Annotated in this window: 15 protein-coding genes and 1 pseudogene; 10 read left to right on the forward strand and 6 right to left on the reverse strand. The window is 67.3% G+C overall.

Translation table 11 applies throughout. The features are described 5' to 3' along the window. The first annotated feature begins 125 nt into the window (after positions 1–125). The 6 genes and pseudogenes from IU452_RS33405 (at position 126) to IU452_RS33430 (ending at position 6,965) form a co-directional block, all read left to right on the forward strand. Positions 126–1,820, forward strand: a complete 1,695-nt coding sequence (locus tag IU452_RS33405; RefSeq protein WP_195113227.1) for a hydroxysqualene dehydroxylase — start codon at positions 126–128, stop codon at positions 1,818–1,820. Positions 1,821–1,840: 20 nt separating this feature from the next. Beyond that, positions 1,841–2,139 (forward strand): annotated as a pseudogene (locus IU452_RS33410) (pyridoxamine 5'-phosphate oxidase family protein); the annotation flags it as partial. 61 nt (positions 2,140–2,200) lie between these two features. Then, a complete protein-coding gene (locus IU452_RS33415; RefSeq protein ID WP_195113228.1) occupies positions 2,201–3,439 on the forward strand; it encodes a Mur ligase family protein in 1,239 nt (412 codons plus the stop codon). Continuing rightward, positions 3,436–4,146, forward strand: coding sequence for a type 1 glutamine amidotransferase (locus IU452_RS33420; protein ID WP_195113229.1), 711 nt, complete (start codon positions 3,436–3,438; stop codon positions 4,144–4,146). Before IU452_RS33415 ends, IU452_RS33420 begins: the two co-directional genes overlap by 4 nt. 240 nt (positions 4,147–4,386) lie before the next feature. Further along, positions 4,387–6,006 (forward strand): GMC oxidoreductase, encoded by a 1,620-nt coding sequence (locus tag IU452_RS33425; protein ID WP_195113230.1) that lies wholly within the window; start codon positions 4,387–4,389, stop codon positions 6,004–6,006. Positions 6,007–6,143: 137 nt separating this feature from the next. Next, positions 6,144–6,965: an ion transporter gene (locus IU452_RS33430; RefSeq protein WP_195113231.1), complete on the forward strand. Its 822-nt coding sequence runs from the start codon at positions 6,144–6,146 to the stop codon at positions 6,963–6,965. On the opposite strand, the gene IU452_RS33435 is transcribed toward IU452_RS33430, so the two are convergent. From IU452_RS33435 to IU452_RS33450, 4 genes are all read right to left on the reverse strand, one after another. After that, positions 6,943–8,154 (reverse strand): low temperature requirement protein A, encoded by a 1,212-nt coding sequence (locus tag IU452_RS33435; RefSeq protein WP_195113232.1) that lies wholly within the window; start codon positions 8,152–8,154, stop codon positions 6,943–6,945. The genes IU452_RS33430 and IU452_RS33435 overlap by 23 nt on opposite strands. Positions 8,155–8,206: 52 nt before the next feature. Further along, positions 8,207–8,662 (reverse strand): SRPBCC family protein, encoded by a 456-nt coding sequence (locus IU452_RS33440; RefSeq protein ID WP_195113233.1) that lies wholly within the window; start codon positions 8,660–8,662, stop codon positions 8,207–8,209. A 190-nt stretch (positions 8,663–8,852) separates the two neighbouring features. Next, positions 8,853–9,035: a DUF1918 domain-containing protein gene (locus IU452_RS33445; protein WP_195113234.1), complete on the reverse strand. Its 183-nt coding sequence runs from the start codon at positions 9,033–9,035 to the stop codon at positions 8,853–8,855. Positions 9,036–9,083: 48 nt separating this feature from the next. Then, a complete protein-coding gene (locus IU452_RS33450) occupies positions 9,084–9,668 on the reverse strand; it encodes a TetR/AcrR family transcriptional regulator (protein WP_195113235.1) in 585 nt (194 codons plus the stop codon). Between the two features lie 74 nt (positions 9,669–9,742). Here IU452_RS33450 and IU452_RS33455 point away from each other — a divergent pair, with 74 nt between their 5' ends. Then, positions 9,743–10,318 (forward strand): dihydrofolate reductase family protein, encoded by a 576-nt coding sequence (locus IU452_RS33455; protein WP_195113236.1) that lies wholly within the window; start codon positions 9,743–9,745, stop codon positions 10,316–10,318. Positions 10,319–10,364: 46 nt separating this feature from the next. Here the strand turns inward: IU452_RS33455 and IU452_RS33460 are convergent, their stop codons facing one another. Together IU452_RS33460 and IU452_RS33465 are read right to left on the reverse strand one after the other, a co-directional pair. After that, positions 10,365–10,778, reverse strand: a complete 414-nt coding sequence (locus tag IU452_RS33460) for a secondary thiamine-phosphate synthase enzyme YjbQ (protein WP_195113237.1) — start codon at positions 10,776–10,778, stop codon at positions 10,365–10,367. A gap of 19 nt (positions 10,779–10,797) precedes the next feature. Beyond that, the gene (locus IU452_RS33465) at positions 10,798–11,274 is read right to left on the reverse strand and encodes a MarR family winged helix-turn-helix transcriptional regulator (protein ID WP_195113238.1); all 477 of its coding nucleotides are present in this window, start codon (positions 11,272–11,274) and stop codon (positions 10,798–10,800) included. A gap of 94 nt (positions 11,275–11,368) precedes the next feature. On the opposite strand from IU452_RS33465, the gene IU452_RS33470 reads away from it, so the two are divergent. The 3 genes from IU452_RS33470 to IU452_RS33480 all read left to right on the forward strand — a co-directional run bounded on the left by IU452_RS33470 (position 11,369) and on the right by IU452_RS33480 (position 14,244). After that, the gene (locus IU452_RS33470) at positions 11,369–11,815 is read left to right on the forward strand and encodes an SgcJ/EcaC family oxidoreductase (protein WP_195113239.1); all 447 of its coding nucleotides are present in this window, start codon (positions 11,369–11,371) and stop codon (positions 11,813–11,815) included. A gap of 128 nt (positions 11,816–11,943) precedes the next feature. Continuing rightward, positions 11,944–13,209, forward strand: coding sequence for an aspartate kinase (locus IU452_RS33475; protein WP_195113240.1), 1,266 nt, complete (start codon positions 11,944–11,946; stop codon positions 13,207–13,209). A 3-nt stretch (positions 13,210–13,212) separates the two neighbouring features. Then, positions 13,213–14,244, forward strand: coding sequence for an aspartate-semialdehyde dehydrogenase (locus IU452_RS33480; RefSeq protein ID WP_195113241.1), 1,032 nt, complete (start codon positions 13,213–13,215; stop codon positions 14,242–14,244). The last annotated feature ends 110 nt before the right edge of the window (positions 14,245–14,354 follow it).

A 14,354-nucleotide genomic window follows, 5' to 3' on the forward strand; every position in this document is an offset into this window, starting at 1 on the left:
CGGGAACCCGAAGTGGGATCCACCGCTTACAGTAAGCCGCGGCGTGGAGGTCCCGAAAGATGGCAGAACAGCAAACGGCCGTTTCCCGGAGAACCGTGCTCCGTGGGGTGGCGGTCGCGGGTGTAATGACCGCGGGCGCACTGACATTGCGCCCGGTGCGGGCGGCGGCCGATCCGGGCCGCCGTGTCGCGGTGTTCGGTGGCGGGGTGGCGGGCCTGACCGCCGCCCATGAACTGGCCGAACGCGGTTTCGACGTGACGGTCTACGAGCGGCGGGCGCTGGGCGGTAAGGCGCGCAGCATTCCCGTCCCCGGTTCGGGCCGCGACGGCCGACCGGACCTGCCCGGCGAGCACGGTTTCCGCTTCTTTCCCGGTTTCTACAAACACATTCCGGACACCATGCGGCGAATCCCTTTTCCGGGCAATGCCAATGGCGTCTGGGACAACCTCGTTCCGGCCGCCGAGGCGCGGTTCTCCCGCAGCGGCAGCGAGGACGTCGTATTGCCCATGGGCCGGGCCGGTGCGACCTGGTCGAGCGCCGATGATTTCCGCCAGACCGTCGGTTCGATGATCGCGACGTCGACCAGGATGCCGATGACCGAGGCCCTGTACTTCGCGAACCGGCTGCTGGTGTTCAACACCAGCTGCGACGCCCGCCGCCTCGGGCAGTGGGAGAACATGTCCTGGCGCGATTTCGTCGGCGCCCGCGGCCGTTCCGCGGAGTTCCGCGCGCTGATGTCGCGCACCCTGACCACCCTGCTGGTCGCCGCCAAGGACGACCACGCCAGCACCCGCACCATCGGCAACATGGGTGAGCAGTTCCTCGGCAACCCGCTCGAGACGGGTAACGACGGACCGCTGGATCGGCTGCTGAACGGACCCACCAACGAGGCCTGGATCGATCCGTGGGTGAACCGCCTGCGACAGTTGGGCGTTCGATTCGACAGTGCCGAACTGCGCGGTTTGCAGGTGCGGGACCGCCGAATTGCGGCCGGACACCTGGTGGACGGCAGCGGCGCCGCACGGTCGGTCGAGGCCGACTATTTCGTGCTGGCCGTTCCCATGGAGGTCGCACGGAGTCTGTGGACACCGGAAATCCTTGCCGTCCAACCGGAATTGGCGGCGATGGACCAGCTGGTGACCAATTGGATGACCGGCATCCAGTTCTACCTGCGCCGCCCGGCCGCCATTGCGCGCGGCCACACCGCCTATGTGGATTCGCCGTGGTCGCTCACCTCCATTGCGCAGAACCAATTCTGGTCTCGCGCAAAGCTTTCCGCGTACGGTGACGGCACCGTGCAGGACTGCCTGTCGGTCGACATCTCCGATTGGAACGTCCCCGGCATCCTGTTCGGTAAACCGGCCAAGGAATGCACCCACGACGAGATCGCCCGGGAGGTGTGGGCGCAGTTGCGGGCCCATCTCGACGGGCAGGCCGCGCTGCGCGAGGCGGATCTGCATTCCTGGTTCCTGGACTCCGGCATCGGCTGGGACGCCGCCCGGCGGCGCAATACCAATGCCGATCCGCTGCTGATCAACACCGCCGGTTCCTGGGCGGCCCGCCCGCAGGCGCACGGCGCGCTGGAAAATCTCTTCCTGGCCGGCGATTACGTGCGCACCAACGTGGATCTGGCCACCATGGAGGGCGCCAGCGAATCGGCGCGCACGGCGGTGAATGCGGTGCTGGACGTCGCGGGGTCGAATGCCGAACGCTGTCGGCTGTTCCCGCTGTATCGAGCGCCGCAGCTGGAGCCGCTGCGCCAGCTGGACGCGGCCCGCTACGCCGCCGGACAACCGAACGTCTTCGACGTTCCGGTCTGAGGAAGTAAGACGTTTGGCCTGCCACCAGCGACGCCGACGGCAATTGCGATGCCTCGCCGAAGGGCGATCCCGCCGGTTTCGTGAAGGTGCTCGACGATACGACCATCGCCATCCCGGAGCGCCCGGGCAACAGGCGTGCCGACGGCTATGCGCCAAGGCGTTCCTGCGCAGCGATCTCTGGCGGCCGGAACGCTGGCCCGAGGACCGCCTGCCCAGCACTGCCTGCCTGGTCAAAGAGGTGCAGACCAAGGTCACCGAGTCGGTGGAGCAGCTGGAGGCCTACTGCGCTCCGGAGAATTATCAGAAGATGCTCTATTGATGTGGTGTGCGCCGCACGAGCGGGGGGAGTGGGCGATCGGGCGACCACATAAACTCGCGTCGTGGCAGACATCTCGGTGCGTGGGCGGCTGGCGCTGCGAGCGGCGGCAGCAGCGTCGTGGGCCTCGCAGAAGGCGGGGCGCGGTAAGGGGTCGATGATCGGCGGGCTGATCGCGCTGCGGATCGATCCCACGATCATGACCCAGCTGGGCCGCGACCGGCGCACCGTGCTGGTGACCGGCACCAACGGCAAATCCACCACCACCCGAATGACCGCCGCCGCCCTCGGCACGCTGGGGCGGGTCGCGACCCAGGCCGACGGCGCCAATATGGACGCGGGTATCGTCGCCGCGCTCAGCGCGCACCGGGCCGCGCCGCTGGCCGCCATCGAGGTCGACGAACTGCATCTGCCCCACGTCAGCGACGCGCTGAATCCCGCGGCGGTGGTGCTGCTGAATCTGAGCCGCGACCAGCTGGACCGGGTCGGCGAGATCAACATGATCGAACGCAAGCTGCGCGCGGGCATGGCCCGCCATCCCGATACCGTGCTGATCGCCAACTGCGACGACGTGCTGGTCACCTCCATCGCCTACGACCACCCCAATGTCGTGTGGGTGGCCGCCGGGAGCGGCTGGTCGCTGGACGCCACCAGCTGCCCGCGCAGCGGCGAACCGATCGTGTGGGACGGGGCGCACTGGCGCAGTACGGGCGCGGACTTCCAGCGCCCGGAACCGGACTGGTGGGTGGACGAGGAATTCCTGTACGGGCCCGACGGGGCGAAACTGCCGCTGCACCTTGCCCTTCCGGGGCGGGCCAACCGCGGCAACGCGGCGCAGGCGGTGGCGGCGGCGGTGGCCTTGGGTGCCGAGCCGCAGGCGGCCGTGGATGCGGCGGGGACGGTCCGCGAGATCGCGGGCCGGTACCGGACGGTCCAGGTGGGTGAGCATTCGGCGCGGCTGCTGCTGGCGAAGAATCCGGCGGGCTGGCAGGAGGCGCTGTCGATGATCGACCCGGCCGCAACGGGTTTGGTGATCGCGGTGAACGGTCAGGTGCCCGACGGCGAGGACCTGTCGTGGCTGTGGGATGTGCGATTCGAGCATTTCGAGGGCACCCAGGTGGTCGCCTCCGGTGAGCGCGCCACCGATCTGGCCGTGCGCCTGACCTACGCCGGCGTCGACCACACCACGGTGGCGAACCCGTTGCGCGCCATCGCCTCCTGTCCCCCCGGCCGGGTGGAGGTGCTGGCCAACTACACCGCATTCCGGGACCTGAACCGCGATCTGGAGAGTGTGCAGGCATGAGCGAGTCGACCGTGCGGATCGGGCTGGTGCTGCCCGACGTCATGGGCACCTACGGTGACGGCGGCAACGCGGTGGTGCTGCGGCAGCGGCTGCGCCTGCGCGGCTACGACGCCGAGATCGTCGAGATCACGCTGAGCGATCCGGTGCCGGAGTCGCTGGACATCTACACCCTCGGCGGTGCGGAGGATTCGGCGCAGCGGCTGGCCACCCGGCACCTGCAGCGGTATCCCGGTATGCAGCGCGCGGCCGCGAAAGGCGCTCCGGTGCTGGCGATCTGCGCCGCGATCCAGGTGCTCGGGCACTGGTACGAGACCTCCGGCGGCGAACGCGTCGACGGTGTCGGACTCATCGACGTCACCACCTCCCCGCAGGCCAAGCGCGCCATCGGCGAGGTCGCCACGACTCCGCTCATCCCCGGCCTGTCCCAGGCCCTCACGGGTTTCGAAAACCACCGCGGCGGAACGAAACTCGGCGGAGATGCCACCGGCCTGGCCAAGGTGACCCGCGGCGTCGGCAACGGCGTCGGCGACGGACTGGAAGGCGTCGTGCAGGGTTCGGCGATCGGCACCTACATGCACGGCCCCGCCCTGGCCCGCAATCCCGAACTCGCCGACTACTTGCTCCAGCGCGCCCTCGGCGTCGATGAACTGTCCCCCCTGCACCTCCCCGAGGTCGACCAACTCCGCCGCGAACGCCTGCGCGCGTGATCCCGGCGAAAACATGCCGGGAACAAATGAGGGGGAGACGCCGGAACAAATGAGGGGGGAGGTGCCGGGAACAAAAGAAGAGGGGGAGACGTCGGGAACGGGGGGAGGGGGAGACCCTCTGGCTCGTCTTATAGCAGAACGCTATTCGTGAGATGTGACAGGTGTGGCGGATCTGTTGAGGGGGTGGGGTGCGGGCCGGTAGTCTCGCGCGCGGCCATGCGTGGATGAGGGAGGTGGCCGGTGCGCAGACGCGCCTTGCTGAAGGCCGCCGGAGCGGCGGCGCTGTTGGGTGCGGCGAGCACGGGATTCGGCCGCGGGTCGGCCTCGGCCGACATCGTGTGGAATGAGTTGTTCCGGAACTGGGTGCCCGAGATCTTCGCGCCGCTGCCGGATCCTCCGGAGCACACCGAGGCCGTCATCGTCGGGTCGGGTTTCGGCGCGGCGGTGACCGCGCTGCGGCTGGCCGAGGCGGGCGTGCCGAATACCGTCCTGGAGCGCGGGTCGCGCTGGCCCAACGATCCGTGGCGGGAGATCTTCACCGGCGACGATCTGCCCGACGGGCGCGGCTTCTGGCATCGCACCAGCTTCACCGGTGTCACCAAGGTGCCCATGCATTTCGCCGACTTCGGCGGCGTCCTCGACGTCACCGAACTGCGCGGCATCGATGTCTGGCGTGCGGCGGCGGTGGGCGGGGGATCGATCGTCTTCACCGGCGCCATGCCCGTTCCCGAACGCCGGTTCTTCGACGAAATCTTCCGCGGCACAGTCGATTTCGATGAACTGGACCGCATCTACTATCCGCGGGTACGGCAGATGCTGCGGCTGAGCCCGATGCCGCCCGACGTCTACGGCTCGGCGCCGTTCACCCACTCCCGGATGTGGGACGAGCAGGTGCGCAGGGCCGGATACCAGCCGCAGGCCAACGATTCCATCTTCAACTGGGATGTCGTGCGCGGCGAATTGGCCGGTGCCACCAGGCCGTCGGCCACCGTCGGGCGCAGCAATCTGGGCAACTCCAACGGCGCGAAATTCGATCTCAACCAGAACTATCTGAAATACGCCGAGGCCACCGGCAAGTCGCGGATATACCCGGGGCATCGGGTGGATGCGATCGGGCAGGATTCGAGCGGCCGCTACGTGGTCTCGGTGACCAAGCTCGATCCGACCGGCGCGGTCCTGGCCACGCGGACCCTGACCTGCGACAAGCTATTCCTCGGCGCGGGATCGGTCGGCACCTCCGATCTGCTGGTCACCGCGCAGGCCACCGGCGCGCTGCCGCATCTCAACGAGCACGTCGGCGACGGCTGGGGCACCAACGGCGATGTGGTGCTCGGCCGCGGGGAGAGTGCGCTGGCCGGTCTGGGGCAGGGCGTCCCCAGTGCCAGCCGCATCTTCGACGACTCCGGCATGCCGCTGACCCTGGAGAGCTGGTACCTCCCGGGATTCCCGTTCGAAACCGGTGCGCTGGCGTCGCTGGGCATGGTCCTCGACCCGACCCGGGCCCGCTTCACCTACGACCCGGCCCGCAAGGGCGCGACACTGACCTGGCCGAGGCAGGCCCAGGATCGGGTTGTCGCGGCCTGCCGTGCGGTCGATCGCCGCATCGCCGAGCGAGCTGGGTCCCTGTTCGACTACGCCCCGCTGGGCTACGACGCCAACGCCGTCTTCACCGCCCATCCCCTGGGCGGCGCGGTCCTCGGCCGGGCCACCGACAACTACGGCCGGGTCATCGGCCACCCCGGCCTCTACGTCATGGACGGCGCCGCGATCCCCGGCAGCACCGGCGCGGTGAACCCCTCGCTGACCATCACCGCCCTGGCCGAGCGGAATATCGAGGCGATCATCCGCGCGGGCCACTGATCCCGGCCAACAGCATGCCGGGATCAGAGGTCGGGGCATGCCGGGATCAGAGGGCTCCCCATTCCCCGTCGCCACGGCCCCCAGGCCGGGGCGACGGGGACCTATTACCCTCGGCGGAATCGTTCGAGGTGAAAGGGATGGCCGTGTCGGAGTACCGCAGTGTGGCGGCGCCGGAGGTCGAGGAGTATCCGCGCAAGCCACCGGCGTTGTGGACCGATTTCGTGATGCTGGCGCTGGCGGTGGCGTCGGTGGTGCTGCTGGTCTGGATCACGTTCTTTCCGGTCGGGCCGACGGCGATGCGGTGGATCGTCATCGCCGACTACACGATCTGCGCGGTCTTCGCCGCGGAGTTCCTGTGGCGGTGGCGGCGATCGGACTGGTCGTGGTCGTTCCCGTTCGTGTACTGGTACGAGGTCCTGGGCATGATCCCCGTGACCAGCCCGTTCTTCCGCGGATTCCGGCTGCTGCGGATGGTGGTCATCATCGTGCGGCTGGCCCGCGTCGCCGACCGCGCCTTCGGCGACCGGGTGACCGCGGCGGTGTTGAACCGATCGATCGGCACGGTCGTGGAGACCATCAAGCGCCCGGTGACGATGGCCGTGCTGGAAGAGGTGGCGCAGGTGCTGCGCACCGGCCACTACACCCGCAATATCGCGGCCGCGCTGGAGGAGAACCGGGACGAACTCGACGCGATGATCGTGGAGCTGATCAAGAACGATCCGCAGATGGGCCGGGTGCGCTACCTGCCGTTCCACGAGGACGTCATCCGCGGAATCGCCAACACCAGCTTCCGCATCCTCTTCCAGGCCCTCGCCGACCCGCGCATCGACGAACTCATCGGTGACGTCCTGCGGGAGAACGTCAATCAGATGCGCATCGCCATGCGCGACGGCGTGCGGGTCCCGGAGTCGGTGGACCACAAGGAGGTTCCGCCGATCAGTGAGCCTCGCCGTGCCTGATGGCCTCGCGCGGCTCGGCGTAGCGCACCACCTCCCAGACGATCAGCGCGAGCAGCACCGCGCACAGCAGTGCCAGCGCGGCCATCGCGGGCAGATTCGATGCGACGGGGATCAGCGCGACCAGGACCACGGCCGTGAGCACCCGCGGCCACAGCAGCACCCCGGTGGCGTACTGCCGGAATCCCACCAGCGCGATCAGATACAGCACCACGCCGCCGTACAGCGCGAACAGCGGAATCCCCTGCAATCGGTCGTGCAGGGTGTGGTCGGCGCCGCCGCCCAGATAGTTCAACACCTTCTTCAGGCCCAGCGACAGCGCGATGATGCCGACGACCATCGGGAAATGCCAGTAGGTGTAGCAGTTCCGCGCGATCTGGACGCGCCGCTCCCCGCGGGCCTGCTGTAGCGCGTGTTCCACCACCGTCGCGCCCACATCGAAGTACGCCCACCACAGCAGTGCCGAAACCGCCAGGGCCAGCAGCGCTCCCACGGCGATCGGCCAGGAGATGGGCAGACCGGCGACGCCGACACCGATGGAGACGATGGATTCGCCCAGCGCCACTATCACGATCAGCCCGTGCCGCTCGGCGAAGTGCCCGGCCGAGTTCAGCCGCCAGTCGTTGCCCGCGAACAGCGTCCACACCATGTCACCGGCAATGGCGGCGATCCACAACCAGATCTGGGCCGTGCCGGAGTTCAGCGCCGCGATGATCAGCAGCACCGTCCCGATCGTGATCGACCCCGCGGCCCACCGGGTCACCTGCCCGCGCAACTGGGTGTCCTCGGTACTCGCCAGCCAGAACACGATCAGATGCACGATCCGGATCACCAGATATCCGATCGCGAACACCAGCGGCGCATACCAGCCACCGGGCAGGTCGTGGAATGCCTCGGGAATGGCGAGGGCCATGATCAGCGCCGCGCCCATGGCCACGAACAAGGCCACCCGCGCGATGCCCTCGTCGGCCTTGATCACATTGCCCAGCCACGCATAGGCGATCCACACCCACCACATGACCGCGAGCACCAGGAACGCGCGGAGCAGATTCGCTGCGGTGGTCTCGTGCGCGGCCAGATCGGTGACCTGCGTGAAGGCGAACACCAGCACGAGATCGAAGAACAGTTCGAGCTGCGTCACCGAAGCGTTCTCGGAAACGGCCTGCAGGCGCGAACGTCCGACACCGGTCATGGACACATCGTGACAGCAGTCGGCGCCACTGGCGCGTCATGCGGCCGGGGTGTCAGCCTACGTTGTAGTTTTCGAACCGAAATTTCTCGATGAACTCGATGAGATTCTGCACCGCCTCGTCATTGACGCGATTGAGCGTGCGCTTCATCAGAATCCCCGGAACCGGGATCGGTAAATGCACTTCCGTGTGGTACCAGACCTCGGTGCCGTCGTCGGTTTCCTCGATCTCGAACCAGCCCTTGCCGCCCCCGCCGGCGCCGCTTTCGACGACCTCCCAGGCGATACGGTAGGTGCCGCAGTCGTATTCGAGGACCTGCCGATCCGAGTTGCCCATCGGGGTCACCGTCGCGTACACCCGCTTGGGCCGACCGTAGTCGTCGCGGGTCGCGACGCGCACATCCTTGTGCCACGGTGACCATTCCGGGATCCGCTCGATCGCTAGCAACGCCTCCATGACCTGCTCGGGATGGACGTCGACAAGAAATCGGTGGTCGGTCTTCGTGCGCATGCTGTGTCCTCCACCCCCCGAATCGTTACACGCCCGATTGTCTCCAGCGTCACAACGCCACGTCAACCGTGTGGTTTGTTTCACAGTAGTGTATGTACCGTCCAGTCCGCCCCGAATTGTGCAGTCTGACAGCCGATTCGCCCGGCACTGTGCCGGTCCGAAAATTTCGCGGGTTGTCCCACCGAAATATTCAGCGCGGCCGGACTTCCCAGTCCGGACCGGGGAAGACCAGGCTTTCGTGCCCGTCGTCGAACCGGACCACGTACGGCGGCGCGCCGTCTTCACCGCGCACCTCGAGGATCTCCCCGGTTCGTTCTCGGAGTCCTACCGCATGGGTGTGGACGAGTAGTTGGTCACCAACATTCGCGCGCATGACCGAATTATCCGCCGGGAGTGACTTGCATCACAAGACGGTCGAGTGCTAGCCGGGGATCCGCTCCGGAATGATCCGCTCGATCGCCGCTTGCACCAGGGCGCGGCTGTCGTCCTCCCCGAAAATGCCGGGCAGGGTGAGCCTTTCGACGATCAGCCAGTTCAGGGCCAGATACAGCAGCAGGACCGAGGTTTCGTCGCCCGGCAGTCCGGACTCGACATGGTAGCGCACGTTGGCGTCGATATCGGCGCGCACCCGCTCGGTGAGCGTGGCCTGCAGTTCCGGGCGGCGGGTTGCCTCCAGACGCAGTTCCAGCAGGGCGAGGTAGCCGGTGCGGAAGCCCGCGACGCGGTCGACGGTCTCGGTGAGCAGTTCGAGGACGGTCTCGCGGGTCCGTGGGCCCTCGGTGAGCCTGGCCATCACCGCATCGCTCGGCTGCAGGCGCTCGTAGAAGCGGATGCCGACCTGGGTGAGCAGGTCGTCGCGGTTGGTGAAGTAGTTGGAGGCGGTGCCCGGGGGGACCTCGGCCTGCTTGTCGACCGCGCGGAAGGTCAGGCCGCGCGCGCCGTCGCGCGCCAGGACCTCGATGGCCGCGTCGAGCAGGGCCTGTCGGCGTTCGGGGTTGGTTCGCATGTTGACACCACTCCATCTGTAGTACTACGCTTAAACCACTTCGCTCAGAGTACAACAGGTTAGGCGGTAACAAGATGCGAAAGCTCGTCTACTACGTCGGTGTCTCCCTCGACGGGTATATCGCCGGGCCTGGTGGTGAGTTCGACTTCTACCCGCTGTCCGAGGACATGGCGGCGTGGATCGGTGAGCGCTACCCCGAGGCGGTCCCGACCCACATTCGGCCGCATGTCGGTATGGCGGTGGACACCCCGAACAAGCAGTGGGACACGCTGGTGATGGGACGCGGCACCTACGAACCGGCGCTCGCCGTCGAAGTGGCCAGCCCGTACGCGCATATGAAGCAGTACGTCGTGTCGACGACGCTGGAGCCGGTCGACGATCCGCAGGTGGAGGTGTTCGCCGGAGATCCGGTGGAGCTGGTGCGGCGGCTGAAGAAGGAAGAAGGCAAGGACATCTGGCTGTGTGGCGGCGGAAAGCTGGCCGGCGCGCTGATCGACGAGATCGATGAGCTGATCGTCAAGAGCTATCCGGTCATCGCCGGGGCGGGCATCCCGGCCTTCACCGGCAATTTCCGACCGACGCTGTTGCGGCCCACGCAGCGGCAGGAATTCGACAGCGGCGCTCAGGTCACCTGGTTCACCCGCGCCTGAATTTCCTTTCGAGCGCCCCCGGACTCGGGTTCGGGGGCGCTCGTCGTTATCCCGCGAGGAACGACAACCGGACCTTGCGCACCGGGTTGTCGACGTTGAGATCGACCATCGCCACCGATTGCCAGGTGCCCAGCGCCATATCGCCGCCCAGCACCGGGACGGTGGCGTAGGGCGCGATCAATGCGGGCATGACGTGGGTGCGCCCGTGGCCGCGCGAGCCGTGCGCATGGCGCCAGCGGTCGTCGGCCGGGAGTAGATCACGCAGCGCGGCCAGCAGATCGTCGTCGCTGCCCGCGCCCAATTCGATCAGCGCCACGCCCGCTGTCGCATGCGGTACGAACACGTGCAGCAGACCGTCCCGTCCGCCTGCGACCTCGCGCAGGAAGCTCGCACACTCTTCGGTGAGATCGTGCACGACTTCGCTGCGTCCGGTCTTCACCTCGATAACCGTGCTCTCCATACCCCCATGGTGCCCCGCATCAGTCGTCCTCGCGCAGCATCACCGTCACCTTCTGCGAGGTCTCGTGGAGGCGATTGAACAGATCGAGGATCAGCTCCAACTGTTCGGTCGTGTAATCGGACAGAGCCTTGCCGAACTCGCGGGCCAGCGGCTCGTAAAGCTTCCCGATCTCGGCCACCCGATCCTCGGTCGGCGTGATGATCACCCGGCGACGGTCTTGTTCGTCGTGCTCGCGGCGGACGAAACCCCCCTTCAGGAGCCGGTCGATCATCCGCGTGACCGCTCCGGTGGTGAGCCCCGTGCGCGCGGCCAGCTCGCCCGGCGTGGCGGGACCGCCCAGGCGCAGCAGGTTCAGGCAGCGCAGATCCGTCACATGCAGGCCCAGCTTGTCGGCGACGGCCTGATGCATCATCACCGCGTCCGTCGCATTGCGCTGCGCGGCCAGGGTGAGTCGTTCCCCCAGGTCCGCCTTGTCGTCCATGGTCACCTCGCTCATCGTCTTGACAAGCCTATCTCACTCCCTCAATATCTTACTCAAGCAACTATTAGATCATGCAGATAATGAGTAGATCAGATTATTGGAGGATGTCGTGACCACTCACCAGCTCACTGACGAGGCCGCTATCCGCGCGTTGTTCGACCGGACCAGCCGGGCCTGGGCCGATGCGGACGCTCATGCCTTCGCGTCCGCGTTCACCGAGGACGCCGACTACGTGACCTTCTTCGGCCCGCATTACAAGGGCCGGGCGGACATCGAGGCCGTCCATCGGCCGTTGTTCGAGAAGTGGCAGAAGGGGTCGCATCTCGACGGCGAGATCGTCTCGCTGCGGTTCCTCACACCCGATGTCGCGCTCGTGCACGGCCGGGGCGCGGTGGTGAAGGGGCGCAAGCGCCGCAACCGCTTCAACACCAAGGTCACTCTCCATGTGGCCGTCCGGCAGGACGGCGAATGGAGGTTCGCGGCCTTTCACAACACCAAGCAGAACTGGTTGCTGACCGCGCTGACCACTCGGCATGATCCGAAGCCGCTGGCCTGATTTCAAACCTGTTTATCACCGATGTCACAGAACTGAGCGGCGGTAGGAGGTGCATCGATAAGGCCGGACGACGGTCGGTACGCTTGGGAACCGGTAATAGCAGCTAGTCGATCTTGGAGGACCCCGTCGTGGCTCTCGTCGTTCAGAAGTACGGAGGATCCTCGCTCGAATCAGCCGAGCGTATCCGTCGCGTCGCTGAACGGATCGTGGAGACGAAGAAGCAGGGCCACGATGTGGTGGTCGTCTGCTCCGCGATGGGCGACACCACCGACGAATTGCTGGATCTGGCCCAGCAGGTGGCCCCCGCGCCGCCCGCCCGTGAGCTGGACATGTTGCTGACCGCGGGTGAGCGGATCTCGAATGCGCTGGTCGCCATGGCCATCCATTCCCTGGGTGCGGAGGCGCGCTCGTTCACCGGCTCGCAGGCCGGGGTGCTCACGACCGAGGCGCACGGTAACGCCCGGATCATCGACGTCACGCCGTCGCGTGTGCAGCAGGCCCTGGACGAGGGCACGATCGTGCTGGTCGCCGGTTTCCAGGGCGTGTCGCAGGACAGCAAGAACGTCACCACGCTGGGTCGCGGCGGCTCAGACACCACCGCGGTCGCACTGGCCGCGGCGCTCGGTGCCGACGTCTGCGAGATCTACACCGACGTCGACGGCGTCTTCACCTCCGACCCGCGGATCGTCCCGGATGCGCAGAAGCTGGATCAGATCTCCTTCGAGGAGATGCTGGAGATGGCGGCCTGCGGGTCCAAGGTGCTCATGCTGCGCTGTGTGGAGTACGCGCGCCGCTACAACGTGCCCGTGCATGTGCGCTCCTCGTATACCGACAAGAAGGGCACCTACGTTTACGGATCGATGGAGGACATCCCCTTGGAGAAAGCAATCCTCACCGGCGTCGCGCACGATCGCAGCGAGGCCAAGGTGACCGTGGTGGGTCTGCCGGACTCCCCGGGCTACGCCGCCAAGGTGTTCCGCGCCATCGCGGATGCCGAGATCAACATCGACATGGTGCTGCAGAACATCTCCAAGGTCGAGACCGGCAAGACCGACATCACCTTCACCCTGCCCAAGACCGACGGCCCCAAGGCCGTGGAGTTCCTGACCAAGCGTCAGGACGAGATCGGCTTCTCGCAGGTGCTGTTCGACGACCACATCGGCAAGGTGTCGCTGGTGGGCGCGGGCATGAAGAGCCACCCGGGCGTCACCGCGACCTTCTGTGAGGCGCTGGCGAACGCGGGCATCAACATCGATCTGATCTCCACCTCCGAGATCCGGATCTCGGTGCTGGTCAAGGACACCGAACTGGACGAGGCGGTGCAGGTGCTGCACAAGGCCTTCGACCTGGGCGGCGACGAGGTGGCGGTCGTGCACGCCGGATCGGGGCGTTGAGTCATGGGTGTACGCGTAGGCGTTGTCGGCGCGACCGGACAGGTCGGCGCCGTGATGCGGAAACTGCTGGAGGAGCGCAACTTCCCCGCCGATGAGGTGCGGTTCTTCGCCTCGGCGCGGTCGGCCGGCAAGACGCTGCCGTGGCGCGGCGGCGAGGTCGTGGTGGAGGATGCCGAGACCGCCGATCCGAGCGGGCTGGACATCGCGCTGTTCTCCGCCGGCGCCACCATGTCGCGGGTGCAGGCGCCGCGGTTCGCCGCCGCCGGTGTCACCGTCATCGACAACTCCTCGGCGTGGCGCAAGGACCCCGAGGTCCCGCTGATCGTGTCCGAGGTCAATCCGGAGCAGGCCCGCAACCTGCCCAAGGGCATCATCGCCAATCCGAACTGCACCACCATGGCCGCGATGCCGGTGCTCAAGCCGCTGCACGACGAGGCGGGCCTGCGCCGGTTGATCGTGTCCAGCTACCAGGCGGTGTCGGGGAGCGGGCTGGCCGGGGTGGAGGAGCTGGCGTCGCAGGTCCGCGCGGTGGCTCCCGAGATGGAGAAGCTGACCCACGACGGGTCGGCCGCCACCTTCCCCGCGCCGAACAAGTACGTCGCGCCGATCGCGTTCAACGTGCTGCCGTTGGCCGGTTCGCTGGTCGACGACGGCTCCGGCGAGACCGACGAGGATCAGAAGCTGCGCAACGAGAGCCGCAAGATCCTCGGCCTCCCCGACCTGCTGGTGAGCGGCACCTGCGTCCGCGTCCCGGTCTTCACCGGCCACTCGCTGTCGATCAATGCCGAATTCGCCCAACCCCTTTCGGTCGAGCGAGCCCAGCAGATCCTGGCCGGAGCCCCCGGTGTGAAGCTCGCCGACGTCCCCACCCCCCTGGCGGCCGCAGGCATCGACGACTCCCTCGTCGGCCGCATCCGCCAGGACCCGGGCGCCCCCGAGGGCCGCGGCCTGGCCCTGTTCGTCTCGGGCGACAACCTCCGAAAGGGCGCGGCGCTCAACACGATCCAGATCGCCGAGGTCCTGCTGAACAACTGATCCCGGCCAAAAGCACGCCGGGATGACGGTGGAAGCACGCCCGATGACGGTGGAGGCACACCGGGATGACGGTGGCCGCTCGATCCGCATGGATCGGGCGGCCTTGTCGT

Origin of the sequence: Nocardia transvalensis, from assembly GCF_015477765.1 — a bacterium.
Taxonomy (GTDB): Bacteria; Actinomycetota; Actinomycetes; order Mycobacteriales; family Mycobacteriaceae; genus Nocardia; species Nocardia transvalensis_A.

Coding starts and splice junctions, on each gene's coding strand:
- IU452_RS33450 (WP_195113235.1), bottom strand. CDS start 9,668: ATGCGAACCAACCCCGAACGCCGACAGGCCCTGCTCGACGCGGCCATC.
- IU452_RS33480 (WP_195113241.1), top strand. CDS start 13,213: ATGGGTGTACGCGTAGGCGTTGTCGGCGCGACCGGACAGGTCGGCGCC.
- IU452_RS33440 (WP_195113233.1), bottom strand. CDS start 8,662: ATGCGCACGAAGACCGACCACCGATTTCTTGTCGACGTCCATCCCGAG.
- IU452_RS33455 (WP_195113236.1), top strand. CDS start 9,743: ATGCGAAAGCTCGTCTACTACGTCGGTGTCTCCCTCGACGGGTATATC.
- IU452_RS33420 (WP_195113229.1), top strand. CDS start 3,436: ATGAGCGAGTCGACCGTGCGGATCGGGCTGGTGCTGCCCGACGTCATG.
- IU452_RS33460 (WP_195113237.1), bottom strand. CDS start 10,778: ATGGAGAGCACGGTTATCGAGGTGAAGACCGGACGCAGCGAAGTCGTG.
- IU452_RS33405 (WP_195113227.1), top strand. CDS start 126: ATGACCGCGGGCGCACTGACATTGCGCCCGGTGCGGGCGGCGGCCGAT.
- IU452_RS33465 (WP_195113238.1), bottom strand. CDS start 11,274: ATGAGCGAGGTGACCATGGACGACAAGGCGGACCTGGGGGAACGACTC.
- IU452_RS33445 (WP_195113234.1), bottom strand. CDS start 9,035: ATGCGCGCGAATGTTGGTGACCAACTACTCGTCCACACCCATGCGGTA.
- IU452_RS33430 (WP_195113231.1), top strand. CDS start 6,144: ATGGCCGTGTCGGAGTACCGCAGTGTGGCGGCGCCGGAGGTCGAGGAG.
- IU452_RS33435 (WP_195113232.1), bottom strand. CDS start 8,154: ATGACCGGTGTCGGACGTTCGCGCCTGCAGGCCGTTTCCGAGAACGCT.